This is a genomic window from Streptomyces sp. NPDC026538 (assembly GCF_055567535.1).
On sequence record NZ_JBVHQG010000007.1, the window covers coordinates 19,350 to 39,170 of the forward strand.

15 protein-coding genes and 6 pseudogenes are annotated in these 19,821 nt (G+C 69.4%); 14 read left to right on the forward strand and 7 right to left on the reverse strand.

The window, feature by feature from the left end; genetic code table 11:
* Nucleotides 1-35: 35 nt before the first annotated feature.
* The 4 genes from ACZ4N4_RS26720 to ACZ4N4_RS26735 all read left to right on the forward strand — a co-directional run bounded on the left by ACZ4N4_RS26720 (nt 36) and on the right by ACZ4N4_RS26735 (nt 2,053).
* Complete coding sequence (locus ACZ4N4_RS26720; protein ID WP_467592946.1) at nt 36-455, forward strand: DUF4259 domain-containing protein; 420 nt, start codon at nt 36-38, stop codon at nt 453-455.
* Nucleotides 456-501: 46 nt separating this feature from the next.
* On the forward strand, nt 502-906 hold the full coding sequence (locus ACZ4N4_RS26725) for a hypothetical protein (RefSeq protein ID WP_467592949.1): 405 nt from the start codon (nt 502-504) through the stop codon (nt 904-906).
* Entirely contained in the window at nt 906-1,682 is a 777-nt protein-coding gene (locus ACZ4N4_RS26730; protein WP_467592954.1) for a DUF4253 domain-containing protein, read from the forward strand. Before ACZ4N4_RS26725 ends, ACZ4N4_RS26730 begins: the two co-directional genes overlap by 1 nt.
* A 74-nt stretch (nt 1,683-1,756) precedes the next feature.
* Entirely contained in the window at nt 1,757-2,053 is a 297-nt protein-coding gene (locus ACZ4N4_RS26735; RefSeq protein ID WP_467592957.1) for a hypothetical protein, read from the forward strand.
* Between the two features lie 497 nt (nt 2,054-2,550).
* Here ACZ4N4_RS26735 and ACZ4N4_RS26740 read toward each other — a convergent pair whose 3' ends face one another.
* On the reverse strand, nt 2,551-2,673 hold the full coding sequence (locus ACZ4N4_RS26740) for a hypothetical protein (protein ID WP_467592960.1): 123 nt from the start codon (nt 2,671-2,673) through the stop codon (nt 2,551-2,553).
* 320 nt (nt 2,674-2,993) lie between these two features.
* Here ACZ4N4_RS26740 and ACZ4N4_RS26745 point away from each other — a divergent pair, with 320 nt between their 5' ends.
* Nucleotides 2,994-3,797 (forward strand): 8-oxoguanine DNA glycosylase OGG fold protein, encoded by an 804-nt coding sequence (locus ACZ4N4_RS26745; protein WP_467592963.1) that lies wholly within the window; start codon nt 2,994-2,996, stop codon nt 3,795-3,797.
* Nucleotides 3,798-4,251: 454 nt separating this feature from the next.
* On the opposite strand, the gene ACZ4N4_RS26750 is transcribed toward ACZ4N4_RS26745, so the two are convergent.
* Nucleotides 4,252-5,453 (reverse strand): IS3 family transposase gene (locus tag ACZ4N4_RS26750; protein ID WP_467592966.1). Its coding sequence is split into 2 segments (ribosomal slippage): nt 4,252-5,168 and nt 5,168-5,453, totalling 1,203 coding nucleotides; the frame shifts between segments, so codons are not numbered across the junction.
* 99 nt (nt 5,454-5,552) lie between these two features.
* Here ACZ4N4_RS26750 and ACZ4N4_RS26755 point away from each other — a divergent pair.
* Nucleotides 5,553-5,993: pseudogene (locus ACZ4N4_RS26755) on the forward strand (IS5 family transposase); the annotation flags it as partial.
* Here the strand turns inward: ACZ4N4_RS26755 and ACZ4N4_RS26760 are convergent.
* Nucleotides 5,975-6,409, reverse strand: a complete 435-nt coding sequence (locus ACZ4N4_RS26760) for a hypothetical protein (RefSeq protein ID WP_467592969.1) — start codon at nt 6,407-6,409, stop codon at nt 5,975-5,977. The pseudogene ACZ4N4_RS26755 and the gene ACZ4N4_RS26760 sit on opposite strands and share 19 nt — an antisense overlap.
* Before the next feature lie 330 nt (nt 6,410-6,739).
* Here ACZ4N4_RS26760 and ACZ4N4_RS26765 point away from each other — a divergent pair, with 330 nt between their 5' ends.
* The 3 genes from ACZ4N4_RS26765 to ACZ4N4_RS26775 all read left to right on the forward strand — a co-directional run bounded on the left by ACZ4N4_RS26765 (nt 6,740) and on the right by ACZ4N4_RS26775 (nt 11,689).
* On the forward strand, nt 6,740-7,084 hold the full coding sequence (locus ACZ4N4_RS26765; protein WP_453580099.1) for a CU044_2847 family protein: 345 nt from the start codon (nt 6,740-6,742) through the stop codon (nt 7,082-7,084).
* 46 nt (nt 7,085-7,130) lie between these two features.
* Nucleotides 7,131-10,706 (forward strand): trypsin-like peptidase domain-containing protein, encoded by a 3,576-nt coding sequence (locus ACZ4N4_RS26770; protein WP_467592971.1) that lies wholly within the window; start codon nt 7,131-7,133, stop codon nt 10,704-10,706.
* A 344-nt stretch (nt 10,707-11,050) separates the two neighbouring features.
* Entirely contained in the window at nt 11,051-11,689 is a 639-nt protein-coding gene (locus tag ACZ4N4_RS26775) for an HAD family hydrolase (protein WP_467592974.1), read from the forward strand.
* Nucleotides 11,690-11,707: 18 nt separating this feature from the next.
* On the opposite strand, the pseudogene istB reads toward ACZ4N4_RS26775, so the two are convergent.
* Nucleotides 11,708-12,424, reverse strand: a pseudogene (gene istB, locus ACZ4N4_RS26780) (IS21-like element helper ATPase IstB); the annotation flags it as partial.
* 37 nt (nt 12,425-12,461) lie between these two features.
* Nucleotides 12,462-12,743: pseudogene (locus tag ACZ4N4_RS26785) on the reverse strand (ankyrin repeat domain-containing protein); the annotation flags it as partial.
* Between the two features lie 677 nt (nt 12,744-13,420).
* Between ACZ4N4_RS26785 and ACZ4N4_RS26790 the strand changes: the two are divergent.
* From ACZ4N4_RS26790 to ACZ4N4_RS26810, 5 genes and pseudogenes are all read left to right on the forward strand, one after another.
* Nucleotides 13,421-13,579, forward strand: a pseudogene (locus ACZ4N4_RS26790) (Mu transposase domain-containing protein); the annotation flags it as partial.
* A 36-nt stretch (nt 13,580-13,615) separates the two neighbouring features.
* Nucleotides 13,616-14,128 (forward strand): hypothetical protein, encoded by a 513-nt coding sequence (locus tag ACZ4N4_RS26795; RefSeq protein WP_467594367.1) that lies wholly within the window; start codon nt 13,616-13,618, stop codon nt 14,126-14,128.
* Nucleotides 14,125-14,451, forward strand: a pseudogene (locus ACZ4N4_RS26800) (ATP-binding protein); the annotation flags it as partial. The gene ACZ4N4_RS26795 and the pseudogene ACZ4N4_RS26800, both read left to right, overlap by 4 nt.
* A 71-nt stretch (nt 14,452-14,522) precedes the next feature.
* Entirely contained in the window at nt 14,523-14,729 is a 207-nt protein-coding gene (locus ACZ4N4_RS26805) for a hypothetical protein (RefSeq protein ID WP_467594370.1), read from the forward strand.
* A gap of 138 nt (nt 14,730-14,867) precedes the next feature.
* Nucleotides 14,868-15,623: pseudogene (locus ACZ4N4_RS26810) on the forward strand (transposase family protein).
* Between the two features lie 553 nt (nt 15,624-16,176).
* Here ACZ4N4_RS26810 and ACZ4N4_RS26815 read toward each other — a convergent pair.
* Complete coding sequence (locus tag ACZ4N4_RS26815) at nt 16,177-17,316, reverse strand: alpha/beta hydrolase (protein WP_467592977.1); 1,140 nt, start codon at nt 17,314-17,316, stop codon at nt 16,177-16,179.
* A complete protein-coding gene (locus tag ACZ4N4_RS26820; RefSeq protein WP_467592979.1) occupies nt 17,313-19,772 on the reverse strand; it encodes a thioester reductase domain-containing protein in 2,460 nt (819 codons plus the stop codon). Before ACZ4N4_RS26820 ends, ACZ4N4_RS26815 begins: the two co-directional genes overlap by 4 nt.
* Between the last annotated feature and the right edge of the window lie 49 nt (nt 19,773-19,821).

Consider the following 19,821-nt stretch of genomic DNA (forward strand, 5'->3'; position numbering starts at 1 on the left):
GGATTCTCCGGTCAACGCCATGATCAGGAGAATCTATGGGCACTTGGGACGCCGGCCCTTTCGGCAACGACACCGCAGCGGACTTCTGCGGTGACCTTGACGAGGCGCTCTCGGGCGAACGTGCGGGCATGGTTCGCAGCGCTTTGACATACGTGATCGACTATGCCGACTACCTCGAAGCGGGCGCATCAGATGTAGCGGTGGCCGGGGCCGCCCTTGTCGCGGCCCAATGTCTGGGGGGTGAGCCTGTCGATCCGGTCTATGGGCCGAAAGAGCCTCTTCCCGATCTCACCGGCATGCGCGATCTCGCTCTACGGGCCCTCGACCGTGTCATGACCGAGCCGTCCGAGCTGATGGAGCTATGGGCCGAGCCTGATGGCGGCCCCTGGCGTGCGAACATGCGCCAGTTGCAGAACGTGCTCCTGCCACAGCCCCCGGAGGACAGTTCAGCCTGACCTGACCCACCGCAACCGCTACTTGAGTCCTGCCTGAAAGGCCCCCATGAGCTGGGATGTGCTCCTCCTCCGCCTGCCCGACGACGTCACCTCGGTGCACGGGCTTCCCGCAGACTGCGCTGCGGACCCGTTGGGCCGGCAATGCGACGTGCTCGCGGCTGTCGCCCAGGCCGTTCCCGAAGTTGATCTCTCGGATCCGGCGTGGGGCGAACTTTCCGGCCCCACTTGGTCGATCGAACTCAACATAGGCTCAGAAGACCCGGTGGATTCGATCATGCTCCACGTCCGGGGCTCCGGCGACGACATGCTCACGCCCGTGTTCCGTCTGGCCGAAGCGCTGCAGTGCAAGGTCCTCGACTGCGCAGAAGGGGACCTGATCACGCCGGGGCACACAGCGGGCTGGCATGCCTTCCAGCAGTTCCGTGACCGCGTGACCGGAGCCGCTCTGTGATGCCTCCCGGCCGGATGATCACATCCAATGAAGGCGACGGGGATTCCCAACCCCTCTGGCTCAGCGACGGACCGGCCACCTCTGGGCTGTGGGTTCGGATGCACGCCGAGCACAGCGTCTCCGGCCAGTGGCCCCTGCTGCTCGACGCGCTCGATCCGCAAGATGCCGAATTCCGCCCCTGGGGATCGGGCGAGGTCTTCCCGGAGCAGATGTCCGTCGTCGCGGACCACGACCCAGCCGGCCTTCTCGCGAAGTGGTGGGCGACGTACACCACCGTCGACGAAGACGACGACACGCTCTCGGCCGAGGAGCGCCTCGCCGTCACCGCCCCCTTCGGGCAAAGCTGGCCCGGGCGGGCACCCGGCCGAGAGTCCGTGACGAGCGCCGATCAACTGGCCGCCGACTACGCCCGGGTGTTCCTTGACAGCTGGCCCCGCTCCCGTCTGGGGCTGGTCACCGCCGCATCTGGTGCCGACGCCCTCACCACCGCAGGCTGGTCTGGTCCCGCCAACTACGACAATGACACGGCGAAGTTCTCCGCGGTCGTCGGCGACTGGGAGAGCCGCTTCGGCGCCCGCGTCGTCGCGGTCGGCTTCTCCACCCTGCATCTCAGCATCGCAGCTCCACCGACCACTGAAGAGGATGCTCTCCTGGTCGCTGCCGAGCATTTCGCCTTCTGCCCCGACAACATCTGGCAAGGCACAAGGCCATACACACTGGCCGCATACGCACAGCGGATCACCGGAGTCCACCACTGGGACTTCTGGTGGGACTGAGACATACCCTGACCGGGGAACGATCTTCATGGGCTTCACACGTGCCTGATCGGGGGCATGGGTGAACACCCCGTTTGATTGACACCGTCTATGACGCGGCAGCAGGTATCAGGGGGATCGGGTTGTTCATCTTCGGCGTGCTGGCGTTGGCGCTGTTCGTGCTGACCCTCGTGTGGGCAGTCCTGGGAGTCCACGCCCTGCTGCTGGGCCACATGCCGGGTCACTGGCTGCAGCAACGAGTTCGGCAGCCGAGGCTCTGGGGAGCAGGAGCCCTACTGATGCTGGTGAGTTGGAACGTTCACTCGGTCTCGCTCCTCGCCATAGGGGTCGGTCTCGTCGTGCTGGGGCATGTCGTGAAGCCCACGCGTTGAATCCACCTAGCGGACCGCTGCAGAGGTCAAACACCAAGTTCGTCCGCCCCAGAGCGCGGGGCCTGCCAGGTGGGCGCAGGACCCGTTTCGAGACGTCGGGAGCGACCGGCGTCCGGCTATCGCCGCGCCATGGACACCACGCAGCCACTGGCCGATAAAGACAAGCGGCCCCTTTTCGACCCCAGGCTTCCGGCCATGCAAGCGGCGCCGCGTGCTGGGCGGGGTTCGCGGTCGCCGTCTGGTTATCAGAACGTGCAGTGCAACGCGGGCGGGCGGTCGGCAGGTTGTGCGACCTGCAGTTCACGGTGCCATCAGGCGGCGCGGGAGGAGGTCATCCGTTTCCACGGGCCGGCGTAGGTGGTGCCGCATCCGATGCAGTGGGCGAGATAGAGGGCGGAGGCCGGGGTGTGGGCGGGCACGGCCACGACCGGGTGGATGGTGCCCTCTATGACGGCGGCCGGCAGGCGCAGGTGGGCGGAGCGGGCGTGGGTGGCCGGTCATGAGGACTCCGGTGTGGCCGGGGGACGGGTGCGGCGGCTGTCGGGTGTGCGGCCGAGCTGGCGGGCGACGGTCTGGATCTCGCTGCTGGTGTAGGCGGTGCGGATGCCGGAGGGTGTCATGCCGGTAGCCTGGGCGAAGGGTTCGAGCTTGTAGGGGCGGTCCCCGTGGAACTCCCGTCCGTAGGCGAGGAGGTGGCGGATCTCGCGGTCGGCAGCCTCGCGGGCGGCGCGGGCGTTGCCGAGGGCGATCAGCAGGGGATCTTCCTGCAGGTCGTCATGCTGGGTGTGCGGGAGGTGGCGGGGCTGGGGCCGTCGGCTGGTTCGACCGCATCAACGCACGCATCTCGCTACCTTGTTCAGCACCCGCCCACCACGCCCGGCTGGGCAGCGTTACGGATGACGGCCGGTGCCCGTCGGGGAAGGACCTCGAGGAGCGGAACGTGAACAGACAGGACCGGGCGGATGCGGTGGACCGGGAGATGTCCGCACGTCCGCTGCCTGATGCCGCCGTGCGGGCGCTGGGCCGCTGGTGGAACGAGAACGCGCTGGACTATACGGACGGAACGCCCGGCGCACACACCGTCCGCTACACCCCCAGCCGATGGGCGCAGATCACCCCGTGGCCGTCGGCGCTGGCCCTGACCTGTGCCGATGGTGACGCCGCTATCAGCCGGGCCGAGGTGGCCTTGGCCGTCGCCGACGCACTGCACCGTGAGGCGTTCAGGGAGGCCCTGGTCGCAACCTGCGTGTGGGGCAAGGGCAAACGCGGCACTCCCAGAGGCAGCGGACCGGCCACACTGCACCGGATCCTTGCCGTCGAAGGCCTGGACGCGGCGCTGGAAGCCGCCGTCACCGCGCTGCGCGAACACGGCCCACAAGAGGCCTACGCGGCACTCCACCAGCGGGTTCCCGGACTCGGGCCGTCCTTCTTCACCAAGTTCCTGTACTTCACCGGCACCGCGCTGCCGCCTGCGCACGGCCCGCGGCCGCTCATCCTCGACCGTGTCCTGTCTCGGTGCCTGCGGCGGATGGCCACTGCGGTCGGCCGGGAGAGCGGCCACGACCCGGACGGCTCCATCGCCGCCTGGGTGTGGGCGGAAGGAAATTGGTCGCCCCACCGCTATGGGGTCTACCTCTCTCTCATGCACGCCGCCGGCTGTCAGCTGGCCGCCAGCGACGGCTGGCCCTCCAGTGCGGCTCCCGATCTGCTCGAGTGCGCGTTGTTCAGCGCCGCATGTGAGTGATCCAGTTGATGACGCAAAAGACCGCCTCAAGGCACAGCAGCTTCCCAAAGGCAGCCTCAAGGCACAGCAGCCTCCCACCTGTGTCAGCAGGGGCGGTAGGCGCTCATCAGCAGCGTGTCGGCGGTACGCGGTCCGTCAGCGGTGGTCAGCAGCACCCTGGAAGTAATCTTCGTGAATCCGGCTTCGGCTAGCAGCTTGGCCCATACGGGCTCTTGGAGAACCCACCGGTTCATGGTGGTCCTCTCGCCGTCCGCTGTCCGTGCGGAGATGGTGCCGGGTACTGCTTCGGGTTCGGCGGGCGCTCCGCTCAGGTAGTGGGCGAGTACGGAGTACACGAGACGCCCGCCCGGTTTAAGAGCGGTGGCCGCGGCCGGCAGCATCGTGCGCGGGTCGGTGAAGTCCAGGGCGCCGAAGACGCTGTAGAGGGGCCTTGACCCGGACTCCTGGACACCGGCTATGCGGCTTGGGCCAGGATAGTTGATGTTGTGTCGAGGGCTGTCTCGTAGGCGATGGGACTGCGTTGTCCGAGGCGGGAGTGACGGCGTCGGGTGTTGTAGCGGTTGAGCCAGCGGAACGCATCGAGGTGGGCCTCGCGTTCGCTGGGCCAGGTCTTGCGGCCCTGAAGTGTCTCGCGTTTGAAGGTCGCGTTGAAGGACTCGGCGAGCGCGTTGTCCGCGCTGGAGCCGATCGCGCTCATGGACTGGCGGACGCCGGCCTGGCGGCAGGCGTCGGCGAAGGCCCGGCTGGTGTACTGGGCCCCGTGGTCGGTGTGCATGACCGCTCCGGCGAGGCTGCCGCGGGTCCGCTCGGCAGCGGCCAGGGCGTCGATGACGAGATCGGTGCGCATGTGGTCCGCGATCGCCCAGCCGGCCAGGCGGCGTGAGGCGAGGTCGATGACGGTGGCCAGATACAGGAACCTCCCGCCCTCCAGCGGGAGATAGGTGATGTCGCCGACGTACTTCGTGTTCGGCTCGCTTGCCGTGAAGCCGCGGCCGATCAGGTCCGGGGCCTTCGCCGAGGCCGGGTTCGCAACAGTGGTGCGGTGCCTGCGACGCAGCCGCACGCCTGCCAGGCCGATGCTGCGCATCACCCGCGCGATCCGCTTGTGGTTGACTCGCTCGCCGGCGTCGCGGAGTTCGGCGGTGATCCTGGGGACGCCGTAGGTGCCGTCCGACTCGCGGTGCACGGCCCGTATCCGGGCGGCGAGGCGGGCGTCGGCCGCCTGCCGGGAGGCCCGGTCCGCGGCCGTCCCACGCCAGTAGTAGAAGCTGGAGCGGGCGATGCCCAGGATGGTGCACAGCCGCTTCACGCCGTAGCGGCGCTGGTGGTCGGCAACGAACTGGAAGCGGTTCACCAGCGCGTCTCCCCGGCGAAATACTTCGCCGCCTTGCGCAGGATCTCGCGCTCCTCCTCCAGCTCACGGACCTTCTTGCGCAAAGCGGCGTTCTCCGCCTCCAACGGCGTCGGCGGCTCGGTCGGCACCTCTGCCCGGCGTCCCCGCGGCCGGCTGGCCCCGGCTGCCCGCACCCAGTTCCGCAAGGTCTCGGGGTTGATTCCAAGATCGGCAGCGACCTGCCGGATCGTCGCCTCGGGCCGCGACTCGTACACCGCGACCGCGTCCGCCTTGAACTGCGGCGGATAGTTCTTCATGACCACGAGATGTCCGTTCTCAGATCCTCAGGATCCAGTGTCTCGTGTGTCCAGGATCAAGGGTCAAGGCCCCCCGACCACCGCAGACCTATCGACCCGTCACACCGGCCGCTGGCCCTACTGGTTACCCCCGGCCAGTGGGGCGACAGCCCACAGATGATCCCCGTCCTGGAGCGTATCCGGGTCAGACGCCCCCGCGGAGGGCACCCGCGCACGCGTCCCAACCACTTGGGTGGCGATAAGGCGTACAGCTCTCGCCGAAATCGCCTCTACCTGCGTAGACGCCAGATCAAGCACACCATCCCCGAGCCGAGGGACCAGCGGGCCAACCGCCGACGGCGCGGCAGCCGGGGAGGCCGACCCGCAGGCTTCGACGAGGAGATGTACAAGCGCCGCAATGAAGTCGAGCGAACGATCAATCGGCTCAAGCAATCCCGAGCCGTTGCCACGCGCTACGACAAGCGCGCATACGTCTTTCACGGCACGATCACCCTCGCCTCGATCAGGCTGTGGTGCCTCCCAGACCGCTACCGCACGGAACAGTAGAGCCGTGCTCCCTGGCCAGTGGCAGTACGGGCCAGAAATGCCAGCTCAGCAAGGTGGCTGACAGCCTCACCTTCTTCGACGAACTCCCCATCAGCCCGCCGCAGGTGCGACCACTTAAGAGCTACATCTTCAAGTCGCAGCGGATCCTCAGTCGCGAGCAGGGCCTGGAGCCGCTCAGACATCACGAAGACGTAGTAGCCATCGTTCGTGATCTCAGTCAGCACCTGCGGCTCGCCAGCCCGCATGAGCTCTTGCGGACTGTCTCCAGTGAAGAGGCTCTCCCACTCGACTACGGCGTCCGCAGGATCGTAGATACCCACAGGAACGATCTTGAACGCTGGGCGGAGGCTGACGCCTTTGACCGCAGCCGCCGACTCGTCATCAAGCGCGATGAAGAAATTTACCCACTCATCCACTGCAGCATCATGCCCGGTGCCCAGACCACGTGACCAGCAAGATCCGCCGGACAGGTCCTAACCCCGAACACGCCTGCACTTCAGTCCCTACGAGGCCCAGCCGGGCAGACCACCGCGCGCGCGAGCATCGGCACTTGGCGACCCGGAGCCAAGCCCAAGCCGTGGCCCACTGGTTGGCAGCGTGTTCGACAGTCTGCAGATACACGGCACGATCACCGGTCGCCGCCGGCCCCGGCGCGTGTGGAAGCCACCCTCGCACCCGTTACCGACAGCCCACGGATCCAGCCGTCTGCAGGGACAACGCCGGGCTGCTTGTGACAAGTTGTCTGCATGACAAACCGGTTGATCCCTCTACGGGTGGGCGCGGTCGAGGTGCTGGTGGAAACCGTGCCCGTGCCGGGATCGCAGCCCACCTCACGGCTGCAGGAAGCAGGCCGCCAGGTCGTGGAGTCCTTCGATCATGCTCGCGACGCCGTGGTGGAGATCGCGACCTCCGCCGCCCAGGCGATTGACCGGCTGCACCAGCGCGCGGTCCGGCCCGAGCAGGTCGAGGTCGAGTTCGGGCTGAAGTTCTCGGCGCAGGGGAACGTCATCGTGGCCGCCGCCGCCGGTGAGGCGTCGCTGGTGGTCCGGATGACCTACCGGAGCGCCGCTGTCCCGGACGCCTCCGCGTAGCGCCGTCGGGGGGTCGATGATGGAGGCGGCGACGCGCCATCCCCGGGTGCCGCGCAGTCTGGGACGCGTACTGAGCCCCGACGGCGCACCGGCGGGCACCGGTTTCCAGGTGGCGCCCGGCATTGTCGTCACCGCCTGGCATGTGCTGGCCGGGCTCGGTTGCGGGTACCCCGGCGCACAGGTGCGGACCGACGCGCTCGGCGGTGGGGCGGCCGCCGAGTGGGCGAAGGTCACCGCGGTCGACGACGTACGCGATCTGGCGGTGCTGCGCCGGGCCCGGCCGCTGGAGGAGTCCGTCCCCGGGTGGGCACCCACGGACGCGGTGCGGCTGCTGACCGGTGTGGTGGTGAACGGCGTGGCCGGGGTGGACGATCCCGGGCACGACTACCGCTTCCTGCATGCCACCGGCAGCTGGCAGGGCTGGACGGTACGAGATGGTGTCCCGCTGGGCCGGCTGTCCTCGTCCGCATTGCTGCCCGGGATGAGCGGCGCCCCCGTACTCCGGCTGACCGACGGAGTGGTGCTCGGCGTGGTTTCGGCCCGCTACAACAGCGCCGACGGCTGGCTGCGCGACTCCGTCTGGGTGGCCAGAACCGAGGACCTCACCCACCTGCTCGAAGGGCCGGCCGAAATCACCGTACGCAGCCGGCTGACCCTCGGCGACGAGCCGGGCACCCTCATCTCGGCCCACGACGCCACCCCCGCGCCCCGCACCACAGTGACCGGAGCAGCGGAAACGGCCCGCGAAGCCGCCCTGGTGCTCACCGCGATCGACGACACCTGCCGTGGCGACGGCCCGCTCCAGGACCTGCTCGGCCAAATCCTGGAGCGGGCCGCCGCCGGCGCCTGGAGCCGACGGGAGACCGACGAGTTCCGCCGTCGGCTGCGGCTGCGCGGCCTGGAACCACGCGTTCTGCTGCCCCGGCTCGCCGACCACGACGAGGCGCTGCACCGCTGGTCCGCACCGCTGCCGGGGCCGGCGGACGAGATGGCGGCGCACGCGGCGCGGGCGCTGCTCGGGAGTGTGCGGCGAGTGCTGGCCGATGAGTTGCCCGGCGGCATGTTCACGGAGCTGTCCGACACCTGCCGGAGCTGTCTGCGCGAGGCGCTGCTGGACGGGGACGGCATCCCGCTGTCCGGTTTCCTGCACGCGCTGCTGCACCTGCTGCCGCCGATCCGTTCCGCATCGGTGGAAGCCGTGCTCGTCCCGCCCCGCCCACCCGCCGCCGACGACACGGACAGCGCCCCCGTCGTCCCCGGACCGGCCCCCGGCCGCGCCGAACTCGCCGCCGTGGCCGTCCAGATGTGCCGGCTGCCCGCACCCGACCCGCGCGTCGCCGGACGCGAGGAGCTGGTGGCCCGTCTCGCCCGCGCGATCGACCGCCGGATGACACGGTACGGATCGGCCACCGCGTTCCTCTCCGGCCAGCCCGGCGCCGGCACCTCCACCGTGGCCGTCGAGGCCGCCCGCGCCCTCACCCCCGCGTTCCCGGGCGGCGTGTACTACGTGGACCTGCGCGGCCTGATGCCCGAGGCCCGGCTGAACGCCCGCACGGTGGTACGCATCATCAGTGAGGCGCTGCGCTTGGACCGTGGCTCGGAACTGACGGACGACGCCCGGCAGCTCGCGGCACTCACCGCCGCCCTGCACGAGCGCCGCGTGCTGCTCGTCCTGGACAACGCCGCCGACGCCGCCCATGTCCGGCCGTTCGTCAAGGCACCGGCGGGCTGCGCTCTGATCGTCACCTCGCGCGACCGCGCCCAGGACTACGCCGACCCCGGGCTGGTCCTCGATGTAGGTCCGCTGGCAAGACCTGATTCTGTAGCGGTGCTCATCCGCTGCTGCCAGGAACGCCCCGACGCCTGCGAACCCGCCGCGCTGGACCGGGTGGCGCAGCTGTGCGGCGATGTGCCGCTGGCGCTGCGGATCGCCGGGGCGCGGCTGGCCCATCCCTCGGGACCGCCCGCCTCGTATCTCGTCCAGCTCCTGGAGGAGGAGTCGGTCCGGCTGGACGCCCTCGCCTACGGGGACCGCGCCGTGCGCCTAGCCATCCGGCTCAGCCACGACGCCCTGGACCCGCCGGCCCAGCGGGTGTTCCGGCTGATCGCGGCGGCGCCGGGCGCGGCGGTCAGCGGGGCGGAGCTCGGGCACTGCCTGAAGGCGCCCGCGATGCGGCAGGAGTTGCTGCTGAACCGGCTGGTGGATCGAAGTCTGGCCCGGCAGGACCTCGTCCGGCTGCCCGCCGGTGCGCTGCTGGCCACCTTCCGCCTGTACGACCTGGTCCTGCTATATGCCCGCGAGCAGCTGGACCTCACCGAACCGCCCGCGGAGATTCAGGAGTTCCAGCGGGCCGGGGTGGCGTATCTGGTCAACCGGCTGGCGGAGATCACCGACCAGCGGTACGGGGCGCAGCTGATCGGCGAGCTCGACCCGAGCCGCTTTCACGCCGCGCTGTCCCTGTCCGAGCAGAACGGCTGGCTGGACATGGCCACGGAACTGATGATCGGGCTGCATGTCCTGTACTCGGCACGCGGTGAACTCGACGCGGTCGTCGACGTCAACGACGATCGTATCGCCCTGCATCTGCGCCGCGGGGATCCCGAGGAAGCCGTCAAGACCTGTCTTCTGAACGCGGACACGCTGCGGTCGGGCCAGGCGCTTAAGGCCGCGGTCGCGGCGGCACGGAAGGCCGTCGAGCTCGCCCGGGAGCACCGGCTGCCGGTCCGGGTCGCCGAGGCCGAGTTCAAGCTGAGCATGCTGTTGTGGGAGGCGGAGGACTGGGCCGGGGCGCTGAGCGCCGGGGAACGCGCCGCCGACACGCTCACCACGACCGGGCGGGCCGCGGCCGCCGTCCCCGTCGCAATCAACAACTTCCGTATCGCCCGCCGGGCCGGCAACACCGACGAGGCGTTGCGCTGGGGCCGCAAGTCCGTGGAGCTGGCCGACCGCTGGGGCAGCAGCGAACACCGGGCGATGGCCTGCAACGAGTGCGGGGTCGCCGAGGAGGACGCGGGCAATCTGCAGCAGGCGCTTGGCCTCTACCGGCGCGGTGCTGCGCTGTGGGAGCAGGCCGAGGACCCCTGGAACACGGCCAACTGCCACACCAACGCGGCCCGCACCGCCGCGCTGCTCGACGACCCGGCCACGGCAGTCCATCTCTACCAGGTCGCAGCCGACTGGTGGGAGCGTGGCAACGACCGTCCCCGGGTGCTGGAAACGCTGATCGACCTGAGCGCCGTCTACGCCGCCGAGGACGCCCACCAGCAGGCCGTGAACGTCCTGGCCCGCGCCGAGCGACTGGCACTGGGAGACGCGTCGGACGCACCCGCGATGCTGCGCGCGGAGGTGCTGATCCGCCATGCGGCGGCCCGCCTGTTCGCCGACGACCCGGCTGCGGGCGCCGAGGGTGACGCGCCGGACACCGCAGAGGACGAGGAACTCGACCGGATCCGCACGATCCTGGCCCACCGCAGAGCAGGCACGCTCACCACGCACCGGGCCCGCGAGGAAACCCGCTCACTGCTCACCACCCGCACCCGCAACCAGGCCCCGCTCAACGCCCCGTGGATCTACGAGGAGCTGGCGGCGGATCCGGCAGTGCGGACGGCGCTGGACGGGTAGCGAAGCCCTCGGCGGACCGGAACTCACCGCGCAGCTGCAGCCACCGCGCGGCGCCGCACGCTCACCCAACACACCCTGGCCAGGCTGGCTTCGTTCACTTCTTGCGACAGCGTTTGTTGACGAGTTCTGACGTCGTCGCTCGGCCGAGGACTCCGCAGATCGTCATGAGTTTTGAAGGCACCTGCTGATGCAGCCGAGTCGTGTCGCGGCTCGCAACAGGGCTGCCACAAGGTTCCAAGATCGCTTGACCTTGCCCCAGCAGGAAGGACAACAGTGTCTCCATAGATCACATGAGCGGGCGGTGTGCGCTCGCCAGCCGGCCGGACGAAGAGGGGGGAGTTCGAGTGACGGAGACCTGCGTCATTCTTGATATCGGTGGCGTGCTGGAGATCACGCCGGAAACAGGATGCGTGCAGCGGTGGGAAGAGCGGCTGGTGCTGTCGCCGGGCACTGTGCACGAGCGGATGTGCGACGTGTGGCAGGCCGGGAGCATCGGGAGCATCAGCGAACGAGAGGTTCACGAGCAGGTGGCAGCACGCCTGGAGCTCGATGCGTCCCAGGTGGAAGCCTTCATGGCGGATCTTTGGGCGGAATACCTGGGGACGCCTAACGAGGAACTCATCGCTTATGTGCGAGGGCTGCGGGGAAGCTGCAGGCTGGGCATCCTGAGCAACAGCTTCGTCGGTGCCCGGGTGCGGGAGACGGCGCTGTACCACTTCGACGAACTGGTCGAAAAGATCGTGTACTCGCACGAGATCGGCATCGAGAAGCCGGACCCACGTGCCTTCGAGGCCGCATGCGCCAGCCTGGAGGTGCGGCCGGAGAGCTGCCTCTTCATCGACGATTTCGCCGTAAACGTTGAGGCGGCCCAGGCGGCGGGCATGCAGGCGCATCTGTTCGAGGACAACGCCAGGACGATCACGCGGATCGCAGCTCATCTGGACGCTGGTCCCCGGGTTGCAGGGCGTGTCCCGCTCGGATAATCTCGGCCTGGCCGGCCCTCAGCGGTTGCCGGCCAGGCGGTGAAGCGGTGGGCAGCCCGCTTCTGCGTGTTCGGCTCGGGCTCGGGTGCTGGCCAGACGGTAGGAGTCGGTGCCGGTCTCGATGATGGTGCCGTTGAAAGTGAGCCGGTCGACGATGGCGGCGCACAGACGGGGATCGGTGAAGGTCTTCGTCCAGCCGCCGAACGACTCGTTGGAGGCGATGGCGACGCTGTTCTTCTCCTCGCGCTCGGTCAAAACCTGGAAGAGGAGCTCGGCGCCGTGCCGGTCCAGTGCCATGTATCCCAGTTCGTCGATGCAGAGGAGGTCGACGCGGCCGTAGCGGGCGATGGTCTTGTTCAGCTGCTTCTCGTCGGCGGCCTCGACCAGCTCGTTCACCAGCTTGGTGGCGAACGTGTAGCGGACGCGGTAGCCCTTCATGGCGGCCTCGGTGCCCAGAGCGATGAGCATGTGGGACTTACCAGTTCCGGAGTCGCCGATCAGGCAGAGCGGCTGTCCCTTCTTGATCCACTCGCAGCTGGCCAGCGTGTTCACGGTGGCCGGGTCGATGTTGGGGTTGGCCTCGAAGTCGAAGGTCCGCAACGACTTCTCCCGCGGGAAGCCGGCTGCCTTGATCCGCCTTTCCGAGCGGCGTCTGGCCCGGTCGTCGCACTCGGCCATCAGCAGTTCGGCGAGGAAGCCGCGGTAGGTCATCTGGTCCTTGGCCGCCCGTTCGGCGGTCAGGGTCAGCACCGGCTTCCACAAGGAGCCGAATCGTCCCGCCTTCGCCCCGCGAACAGAACACCGCCCTCCACAACGGCGTATTGCCATGACGGTCCACGACATCGACCGCCGCACCCGCGGCCAGCAAGACTTCGACGGCAGCGGGCACCTGAGCCTGAGCAGCAAAATGCAGCGGAGTCCAACCCTCGGCATCAACAGCCCCAGGGTCGGCGCCCTCAGCCAACAGCGCCCTCAGGCCGTCCACGTCTCCACCGCCAGCCGCAGAGTGCACCGCGGCCCGCCCCAACCGATCCCGATCCGTCATGCCGACCATCCTCACCCAGCTTGACGAAAGAGATAGGGGCACCCCCCGCAGCGTGCCGTAACGCAAGATCAACCCTACGTAGTCATATCACCCAGCCCGCTCCCAACGGAATCCGTCTCGTCAGGTCAACTTCAGCACCACCCGCGCCATCGCAGGGGGCGCTGCCGAAGTCCTGGCCGGGTGCACTCCCCTTGGAGCAGGCGTCACTCGCTGAGGGGCCGCCGTGGGCTCGGCTTCTTCGCGGGTCTTCACGTGTCGTCCCAACCCCGCGGCGAGCGTACGGGCGGACACTGCGAGGCAGGCACGATTGGCGAATCGCGCCCTCATCCAGCAGCAACAAAAGCGATGGCGCAGTGTGAACTCCTCATGCATTCTGGTGGGTTGCCCACACAGGAGGTCGTAACCGTGGCAGAGATCCGCTCGCTGGAGGAGCTGCAGACGCCGGACAGCACAGCTCGAGAGCTTCTACTGCCGGCCCGGCATCGAGGGCGCCCACGAGAAGGGCGGAGTGGAAGGGCAGATCGGCTACTTCCGCCGCAACCAATTCACACCGGTGCCCGAGGTCGACTCGCTGGCCGAGCTGAACTGAGCTCGTCGACCAGTGGGACCTGCATGACGGCCGGCGCCGGATCGGTTCGCGGCCGCGGACGATCGACGAGTACTTCCAGGTCGAGCGGCCGCTGCTGATGCCGCTGCCCGAAGAGCCGTTCGAGACGGGTCGGCTGTTCACTCCGCGGGTCGACCGCTACAGCCAGATCGCGGTCCGCACGAACCGGTACTCGGTTCCGGTCCGGCTGATCGGCAAGCGGGTCCGGGTTGTGCTTCACGCTTCTCACCTGGTGGTTTACGACCGGAACGTGGAAGTTGCCCGGCATGAGCGTTTGATCGCGAAGGGCGGCTGCCGCCTGGATCTGGACCACTACCTGGAGGCCCTGATCCGCAAGCTGGGGGCTTTCCCCGGCGCGACGGCGCTCGAACAGGCCCGCTCGGCGGGCAAGTTCACCCCGGTCCATGACGCCTGGTGGGCCGCGGCGGTCAGGGCCCACGGAGACACCGCCGGAACCAGGGCCCTGATCGAGGTGCTGCTGCTGGCCCGCCACATCTCGCACGAGCACTTGGTCGCAGGCCTCGCAATGGCTCTGCGGGCCGGGGCCCTGACCGCGGACGCGGTCGCGCTGGAGGCCCGCAAGGTCGCCCAGGGCGAGGACGAACCCGCCGGGCACCCTTCGCCGGCGGACGCTGGCGGCGCGGCCACGGTGACGTTCCTGCACGAGTGGCGGCTCGCGCATCTTCCCCCGGACACCAGGCCTCTGCCCTCGGTGACCCACTACGACCAAGTGCTCCGACGCCGCCGCGCCAGCGGCGGTGAACACCGCCAGGGAGAAGCACAGTGACCCTGCCCCGCCAGCGAGGACTGACCGAGCAGGCCGCCACCACGGCCATCGACACCGCCTGCCGCCTGCTGCGGCTCCCCTCGATCAGAAACGAGTTCTCCGACATCGCCGACCGGGCATTGAAGGACCAGATGACCTACCGCGGCTTCCTCGCCGAGCTGCTGATGGCCGAGTGCGATGACCGGTCCCGGCGCCGTTCGGAACGGCGGATCAAGGCGGCAGGATTCCCCCGGGACAAGTCCCTGCGGACCTTCGACTTCGACGCGAACCCGGACATCGACGCGGCTGTGATCCACACGCTCGCCAGCTGCGACTGGATCAAGACGGTTCCTACCCGTTTCCCTGGATCGAGGAGGTCGAGGACTTCCTGTCCGGTCTCGAAGACCAGGGTGACGTGGAAGTCTTCGATGAGGGAGAGGAGGACGGGGACGTCTACGTCTTCTTCGTCGCCGGAGCCGGTGAGAGGGATCTGCTGGCAGTGGCGTCCCGCGTGGCCACGCTGCCCGGGGTCCCTGCAGGAGCAGTTGCGGTCGTCAGTAACGACGAGGCCGAGGAGTTCGGTCTGGGACGACGGGTGGCGCTTCCGCTGCCTGTGCTCTGAAGACCGGTGCGGAGCCTCCGCCCCCTGTCCAGGTCACCTCAGGTCGCACGGCAGCGGGGCACCGAGTGTATGACCAAGTGAAGCTCCTGGTAGACGAGTTGTCGACCAAGATCAACCTGTCCGCCCGGAGCGCTTCGCATGCTTGTCTACCCATCGGGACTCGATCTGTCCAGTTCAGCCCTACGGTTCCTGGCCGGGAAGCTGACAGCCCTGCGCCGTGAACGCGGAACACGGTGGCGCCGACTCGGAACGGACCGACAGGCCCTGCTGGTCCTCGCCCACCTGCGATGCGGACACACCTACGCCCAGCTGGCCACCGGGTTCGGCATCAGCCTCAGCACCGTCTACCGGTACGTGAGCGAGGCCGTCGAACTGCTGGCCGCCCTCGCTCCCGACCTCGCCCAAGCGGTGCGCGCCGCCTCCCGCAAAGCCTTCGTGATCCTGGACGGAACTCTCCTGCCGATCGACCGCATCGGTGCTGACCAGCCCTTCTATTCCGGGAACACAAGAGACACGGCATGAACGTCCAAGTCCTGGCCGACCCGGCAGGCCTCACCCGCGCTGCCCGGAGCCGTTCACGACCTTCGCGCGGCCCGCGAACACGGCATTCCCGACTCCCTGGCCGAGGCCGGCGTCCGCTGCTGGGCCGACAAGGGATACCAAGGAGCCGGCGGAACCGTCCGTGTGCCCTACCGCGGGCGATGGGAGAAGCTCTCCGCAGGTCAGCAGGCGGTCAATCGGGCCCGTGCCAAAATCCGGGCACTGGGCGAGCAGGCCATGGCCACACTCAAGACCTGGCGACTGCTGCGCAAGCTGCGATGCAGCACCACCCGCATCACCACCTTTGTTCAGGCCGTCCTCACCCTCCACATGGCCTGCTCAAACCAAGGTTGAAAACGGCTCAGTGTCGAGCCTGGTGGTCTGCACGTCGAGGACGCGCAGGTGCGGGTCGCTCAGGATGCCGCGAGCCCACCGGCCGACATGTTCTCAGTCGGCTGCCCAGGTGGCGGGTCGACGCAGGGCGCGGAGGGCATCGTCGAGGCTGAGGTGGCGCTCGTTCAGGGACTGGACGTGCCAGCGTCCGTCGAGGTCGAACCGACTGTGGACGGTGCCCAGGTACCGAGTCTCTTCGTAGGCGGCCCAGGTCGGCCGGTCGGTGTCGGTGGGGGAAGTTGACGGCTGACGATACGGGTGTCGTGACTCAAGGCGGGCTCGGCCTCTGAGAGCTCTTTCAGCGCACGCCGACAACTGGCTGGGCCCCTCCTCCGCACCCGCAAGCCTGCAGCACTCCGCCCCGTTCGCCTCGTCCGGCCTCGGCACCCCCCGGTCGCGGCAGACGCTCTGCGTCTCCCTCGCCGGAAGCGGGTGTGAACCGCGCATTCGGCGTCGCCACAGGTGAGAGCCATGAACATGGTGCCCTGGTTGTCGTCGGCCGGCCAGCCGGCCGTCACCGCCGTCCGCCGAGAAAATCGAGGATGTGACCGAAGACGTCCAGGGCGGCGCCCCGGCCGAGGAATGTGTCCAGGTGGCCGTAACCGGGGATCTCGGTGTAGGACACGTCCAACTGGGGCTGGCGCTCGGCGAGTACGTCGTGGCAAAGCCGCTGGGAGTCCAGCCACAACCCGTTGTCGCTGCCGGCGAGCAGCAGCACGGGGGTGTCGATCCGGCTGGCCGCGTCCAGCGCATTGGGCGGCAGCTGACGGTAGCGGTGGTCGGTTTCGTGCCAGCGGACCACGCTGCGGGCCAGCTCGATGCGGCGCAGGTGGGGCAGGATCCACAGCGGCGCGGGGCCGAGGAGGTCGGCGAGGCGGTCGTGGGTGGGCTCGGACAGGTTCTCGTGCACGAAGAGCGAGGCGCCCGTGCCCCAGGCGGAATTGTGCAGGATCTGGCAGGTCGGGTCCGGGCAGCTCGCCTCCCGTGAAGCCAGAGCGAACAACGGGGTGTACTTCGACCACAGGCCCACCTTGCGGAAGTCGACCGGGATGTGGTCGATCCGCGTCTTCAGCAGCTCCCCCGCCAGTGACATCCGCAGCGATGTCCGGCCTGCCAGCTTCGGCGTCAGGAACACACCCTGGGACACCACGCCGGCGAGGCCCGGCACCAGGCCCGCCGCCATGCTCAGGGACAGCGTGAGCGAGCCGATGCAGTGGGCGACCACGAACACCGGGCGGTCGCCCACGCGCTCGCGGACGTGATTGACGGCCGCAGGGATGTCGTACAGGGCCACGTCGTCGTACGTGTACCTCTGGCCGGTCTCGTTGTACGGCAACCGGCAGCTGCCCCGCCAGTCCAGCAGCCAGGGCTCGTAGCCGTCGTCGAGGAGAACGTCGACCAGATTGCGGGTCTCCGGCAGCAGGAACATGTCGGCGGACGCGGTGTGTCCGTGCAGGAGCAGCACGGCGGGGCGGTCCGCGGCGCCGGTGTGTATGCGGGTCAGGCCGAGCCGGACGCCGTCGTCCGCCCAGAAGGGGATCTCCTCGACGCGGGCAGGGTCGAGGCGGTGATGCAGCGGGCGCAGGGCCGCGGTGGTCCTGACCCGGGGCAGCGCCGACCCGCCGGCGCGGGAGGTGGTCGTCCTGAAGATCATCGGTGGCGCTCCGTGGGGGTCGGGGTGCGGCGCAGGTCGAGCAGGTCCGCGGCGGCGCGGGCGAAGGGGCCGAGCAGGCCGCGGCCCATCTCCAGGCCGAACCAGGCGAGCCAGGTCAGCTTGGCCGCCCGCTTCTCCTGGCTGGTCAGACGCGGGTCGACCTTGATTCCGTCGATCTGGTCGCGGACGTAGGAGTCCGCCGGCACGACGACCTCACCCGCCAGGCTCGCCGCCTCGCCCTCGCGGCCGATCCGCACGGTCAGCGCGCGGGTCTGCCGCCACAGGTCGCGGCGGGCCCGGGCGTACTTGTGACCCTCCAGCCACCAGTGGCCGCCGTCGGCGTCGCGCAACCGCAGCCGGTAGCGCAGGAGTTGGTGCCTGAGTCCGTGCTGCTGCGGGATCCCCTCCTCGGGGCGGATCCAGACGTCGCCGCGCTCGACGGTCAGCGGCTCGGGATGTACGGCGGTGCAGACGACCTCGCCGGTCACGTCAACCCGGCGCTCCTTCACCAGCTGGTACATGCCGGCGATGGAGAGGGTGAGCGCCATGGAGCAGGGGGTGTCGGCGGAGGCGCCGACCGGTCCCACGCTGCCCTCCGTCGTCTCCGAGAACCACAAGTAGGGCTGGTCGTCCTTGTGTGGCAGCTTGGCGAGGCCGTCCTGGGCGAGCCGCTCGAAGGTGCTGAGCTGGGCCTGCGCGTCGTAGCGGGCCGCGGGCGGCAGCCCCAGCGCCGCGACCAGCGCGGCGGTGCGTGCGCCTTCGGCCGCCGGGCCCTTCAGGGTCGCCTCACACAGTTTGAGGGCGGTAGGGCTGCGCAACACCCTGGAAAGGAAGGCGAGTTCGGGGACCGGCTCGGCCTCCAGGCGGGCCAGAGCGTCGGCGCGCCACTCGTCCCAGTCCTGGACGCGCACGTGCATACCTCCGAGCGCCATGTCACGGACGACGTCGTCGAGGGTGTTCGGCACACCGGTGAGGTTGTAGTCGTAGCCCCAGGCGTCGGGCTCGCAGATCGCGGCGACGGCGACCCGGCTCACCCAGTCCACCGGGGCCGCGTTCAGGTAGCGGAAAGCGGGTACGGTGCGGAAGCGTCCGAAGGCCGAGATCAGGCCGCTGCTGAGGTCCTGCGGGTTGTAGGCGCCGGTCTTCGTGTGACCGCCGATGCCGCCGGGGCGCAGTGCGGTGACGACCAGGCCGTGATCGCGGGCACGGCGCAGGGCGGCCTCGGCGGCCCACTTCGACTGGTCGTAGCCCGAGACGAGCCGGTCGACGTGGGCGAGTGGGTCGTCCTCGCCCATGGAGGTGATGCCGACCTCGTTGAACACGGCGATCGAGGAGATGTGGTGCAGCGGCTTGGGCCGCCCGGTGGCCGCGAGTTCGGCGAGGGTGAGCGCGCCGAGGACGTTGCTCGCCCGCAGCGACTGGTAGCCGCGCAGGAAGTCCACGGCCGCGGCCACACTCACGACGCTGTCCAGTGCGTGGGCGAGCGTGTGCCACAGTTCGTCGGACAGGCCGAGCCGCGGCCGCCGGATGTCGCCGGGCAGCACGGTCACCCGGCGCCGCACCTCCGACGACCAGGGCAGTCGGTGACTCTTCAGCGCCTCGCCGAGCCGGGCGACGGCCGCCTCCTCGTCGGCCGCACGGACCAGGCAATGGACATGCGCGTCACTGTGCCGGAGCAGGTCGAGCAGCATGTGACTGCCGAGAAAGCCGGTGGCGCCGGTCAGCAGGATCCGGCGGGGCGGCAGCGGCTCGGGCACGTCGGCGAACGGCAGGCGGTCGGCGAGGCTCAGATCGGCGAGGATCTGCTCGAGGTCCTCGCGACAGGCCCTGCTGTACCGTTCGTCGCCACTGCCGGCATGGGGGCGAGGCGCCGGTGAGGTGCGCGGCGTCGGCATCGGAAGGGTGCGCGGGGCGAGAGCCGGACGAGCGCCCGCTGCGGAGAGCGGCAGCGTGCCAGGTGCCGCAACAGCACCTGCCCCGGCAGCCGGCCGCGCACCGGCGACCGGAACCGGCGGAGTGCCCTGGACGGTGGGCGCCGGGGTGCCTGCGTGCACGGCCCGCGGGGTGGCCTCGCTCGACGCTTCGGCCCCGGTCGCCTGCAGCCAGCGCCGGGCGAGACTGATCGGACGGGCGTCGGCGAACACCTCGTCCAGGTCGAACTCGATGCCCAGCTCGCCCTCCAGCTCCGCGACGAGTTCCACAGCGTGCACGGACGTGCCCCCCGCGTCGAAGAAGTCGGCGTCGGGCGACAGGTGTCCCGCGGGCAGATGGCGGCCCGCCGCGGCGGCGATGGCGGCGGCCACGCCGTCCACGTCCCGGAGCGGGGCGGGGGCGGCACCGGAGTCCGCACCGGTGGCGGCCTGCATCACCCTGGCCAGCAGGTCGTCCACGCCGAGCCCGCCGCCACCGCGCTCGATCGCCTCGGCGGTGGCCCGCTGCCCGAATTCCTCGGTCATGTCACGCATGAGAGCCCTTCACGATGTGCGCGTCCTTATCCCTTGCTTC

Excerpts from the sequence above, each read along its gene's own strand:
- ACZ4N4_RS26765 (WP_453580099.1), top strand. The coding sequence starts at position 6,740 with ATGACAAACCGGTTGATCCCTCTACGGGTGGGCGCGGTCGAGGTGCTG.
- ACZ4N4_RS26720 (WP_467592946.1), top strand. The coding sequence starts at position 36 with ATGGGCACTTGGGACGCCGGCCCTTTCGGCAACGACACCGCAGCGGAC.
- ACZ4N4_RS26730 (WP_467592954.1), top strand. The coding sequence starts at position 906 with ATGCCTCCCGGCCGGATGATCACATCCAATGAAGGCGACGGGGATTCC.
- ACZ4N4_RS26815 (WP_467592977.1), bottom strand. The coding sequence starts at position 17,316 with ATGATCTTCAGGACGACCACCTCCCGCGCCGGCGGGTCGGCGCTGCCC.
- ACZ4N4_RS26820 (WP_467592979.1), bottom strand. The coding sequence starts at position 19,772 with ATGACCGAGGAATTCGGGCAGCGGGCCACCGCCGAGGCGATCGAGCGC.
- ACZ4N4_RS26740 (WP_467592960.1), bottom strand. The coding sequence starts at position 2,673 with ATGACACCCTCCGGCATCCGCACCGCCTACACCAGCAGCGAGATCCAG.
- ACZ4N4_RS26725 (WP_467592949.1), top strand. The coding sequence starts at position 502 with ATGAGCTGGGATGTGCTCCTCCTCCGCCTGCCCGACGACGTCACCTCG.